General features: G+C 62.3%; 6 protein-coding genes. All 6 read right to left on the bottom strand.

Annotated elements, in window-relative coordinates; translation table 11 throughout:
- Positions 1-508 (bottom strand): multidrug resistance efflux transporter family protein (locus tag AC1DSN_RS20730; RefSeq protein WP_477332588.1); only part of this gene is annotated, 508 nt, incomplete at its 3' end.
- Positions 509-560: 52 nt separating this feature from the next.
- Positions 561-902, bottom strand: a complete 342-nt coding sequence (locus AC1DSN_RS20725) for a hypothetical protein (RefSeq protein ID WP_063574097.1) — start codon at positions 900-902, stop codon at positions 561-563.
- A 90-nt stretch (positions 903-992) separates the two neighbouring features.
- Entirely contained in the window at positions 993-1334 is a 342-nt protein-coding gene (locus tag AC1DSN_RS20720; protein ID WP_477296685.1) for a hypothetical protein, read from the bottom strand.
- A 108-nt stretch (positions 1335-1442) separates the two neighbouring features.
- Positions 1443-1874: a nuclear transport factor 2 family protein gene (locus tag AC1DSN_RS20715; RefSeq protein WP_477296687.1), complete on the bottom strand. Its 432-nt coding sequence runs from the start codon at positions 1872-1874 to the stop codon at positions 1443-1445.
- Entirely contained in the window at positions 1871-2149 is a 279-nt protein-coding gene (locus AC1DSN_RS20710; RefSeq protein ID WP_477296689.1) for a hypothetical protein, read from the bottom strand. Before AC1DSN_RS20710 ends, AC1DSN_RS20715 begins: the two co-directional genes overlap by 4 nt.
- Positions 2150-2487: 338 nt before the next feature.
- The coding region (locus tag AC1DSN_RS20705; RefSeq protein WP_477332586.1) for a hypothetical protein at positions 2488-2981 on the bottom strand (494 nt) is incomplete at its 5' end.

Here is a 2981-nt window from a genome sequence, read left to right as displayed (position 1 = left end):
CGGCAAAAACCACGGCGCCCACCGCAAGCCACGCCGACGCATCGAGTGCCCCGTGCGAGTGCCCGAACTGCAGCAACATCACGCCGGCAACGATCAGCACGCCGATCGACAGCGCAGCAACGTGCCAGCGTGCCCGTGCATCGCGATAAATGAAGGGCGCCAACATGGGCCCCGCCAGTACCGTGGTCTGGAAACTACCGGCGACGAGCCACGACGGCCCGCTACTCGCCGCCCAGGTCAGCGGCACCCCGAACAACACGAAGCCCACGCTGCTCCACGTCAGCCACTGGCGCGTGTGCGCGCGCAACTCGTGCGGCAAGGCGCCCAGACCACCCTGGAACGGCAGCACCACCGCCAGCAACGGCAAGGTCAGCAGGTAACGAAGGATCACCGCCCACTGCCAATGCCCGCCGCCACTGACGACGGCACGATTGAGGACATAGGTGAGCGTGAAGAACAGCGCCGAAATCAGCGCGATCGTCACCGCCTTGAGGGCATGGGAACGCATGGACAGCCTTGCATGGAGCGAAGGCCGAGTGTGCCAGTGTCGCGCGGGTGCGTCAGCCCGTTTCGTTCAATTCGAGGAAGAGTTCCTGGAGTTCGCCGCCGATGACCTGGCCGCCAACGGAAAGCGTTACATCGCCGTCGACGCCCGAGACCGGACAGCATCCATCGACGATGCCGAGGATGTTCGCGGTGGTGTCGACCATGACGTTGGCGATCACTTCGATAAGGGTGTCCTTGCCCTCGTCGTCGAGCGTATTGAACATGGTGAGCGCACGAATCCACAGCGGATCCACCGCCCGGTCTACGGGCGTGGTGCGGAACATCTCGTTGTAGACCGCGAGATTGTCGCGGACCACGGCGTTCTGGATGGCCTGGACAAAGTGGTCGGGAGACATGGGGCTGCCACCTGATAAGGAGACGGTTAAGTGATGCACCCTATGTGTGGGAGGACAGCCCCCGGGTCAATGGGGGCGTGTCGTCGGCCTTCAGTAATGCTCCCGTCCCGCGCGCCGAGGGCAACGCGACGCCGGTACGTAGCCCGGCCAGATCGCATCGTAGAAGTAGCGTTCGAGCGCCGAAGGTGGCTCGTAGGGCCGTCCGGCTGCCGGGATGAGCTTTCGCAGCCGCGCCTCATTGTGTTCCGCCCAACGCATCACCATGCGCTGCATGAGCGAGACGCCCTTCAAGGTGGTGCCCTGCCCGCGCCGCGGCCCATAGCGCCAGCGGACGACCCAGTTGCCGTCCTGCGGGCTGACGCGGGCAAACGCCCGCGACGTCCCTTCCAGGATCGCGTACTGCCGTTCCCCCATCTGGACCCAGTGAACCATCGCCATGGGCCGAGGTTAGGCCGGGCGCGTCTCACGGATGTGGACAGAGCGGCAGCCATACCCGAGGTATATCGGGCAAGTTTCTGACCCTGCCCGATTTCCCGCGTCTCAGTGGCTTGGCGGAAACCAGACCTTCACGATCTGGCCCTCACGCACCTCGTAAATCGCCGCCAGATCCGGCGCGCGCTTTCCCGAGGGCAAGCCAATCACATGCTCCTTGTCGATCACGGTAGGGCCGGTCAGGGTGCGGCGCACGATCCGCACACCCATCTCCTTTGGCATGGTCCGGAGAAAGGCGAATCCCTCGAGGATTTCCGCCCTGCCCCGGATCACCGGATGCGAAGCATCGAGGTACACCATCTCGACGTTTTCCGCGTAACAACTGGCGAACGCCTCGACGTTATGCGCGTTGTAGTACGCGAACTGCGCATCGACCACGGCGGACGGGGTCGGCTCGACGCCAGGTGCGAGGCAAGCGGCGTACGAAGGCGTTGCCGCGATGACAAGCGCCCCGCAAAAGAACAGCGCACACCTGGTCATTTCGCGGCATCCAGGATCACCGAATAAAGCATCGCGTTGATCTTCCAGCCGTCGTCGGTACGAACCACCTGCCAGGTTTCGTTGCCGTGATTGGTCGGCTTGCCGTCGAGCAGGAAGACGTAGTCGAAGTACACAGAGCCGACGATGCCATCGGTATCGATCCGAACATTGTCGAACTTCTCTTCGATGGCATGGCTGGTGCTGCCGACAAACTTCGTGAAACCCTTATAGGCGCCTGGTTCAGGCCGGACGCGTTTGGCATCGGGTCTCTTCATGCGCGTCTTCTCGAGCGACGCTTGATCGAGACCAGAGAACCAGCTGGTGTTCTCCGGAACGAAGAGCGTGTCGAGCTTTGCGCCGTCCCTCGCAATGATCGCAGCCTTGAATGTATCGACAAGCTGTTTGATTTCCGATGTTGTCGTCGAGGAAGCGGATGTCGCAGCGTGAGCGCATGGGGTCGCACAGAGTGAGATGGCGAGCATTACGTAGCTACGAGCAAGCATACCGAGTGTCCTTGATAGTGGAGCTTGCAGCCTAGACACACGATTGCGGGCATTCCACGCCGCTGCGGCAAAACGGTCGTCCCGTGCGCCGGGCCGTTCGGGTCGAGCTTTCAGGGCGCCGCCAGGTACCAGCTTACGATCCGACGGAGCTCTTCCAGACTCAGGGGCAGGTCCCCGTGACGATCGCCCATCGCCTGGTCAAGCTTCGACCGACTAAACTGCCAGTCCGTGTTTGCGAAAGGCATTCGCGGCTCCATACCGGCCACCACGACTTTTTCCAGCTCAGTCTCCGGCGGAGAAAAACGGATCGCGACGCCGCACAACCGTCCGATTTCCGTCACGACCTCACCCATCGACATGCCACCGCCGCCTGAGCAGTTGAAAATCTCCAGAGGCTTTGTCGCCTGTGGCCGGACAGTCAACGTGACGGCTTGTTCGACGAGCCGATCGACAGAAAGGAGATCGGGACGACTCGTGCTCGTCAGGGGTAAGTTGCATGACTTCTGCGTGCCGGCGGCGATCATCTTTATCGCCTCCACGAACATGTACAGTCCGAACCCATTCCTGACGGTCCAACCCGTCACTCGGTGGCCCACGACGATAG

The sequence above is a fragment of the Luteibacter sp. P4_D7_3 genome, assembly GCF_056401735.1.
This window is presented reverse-complemented; position numbering and strand designations above follow the sequence as displayed.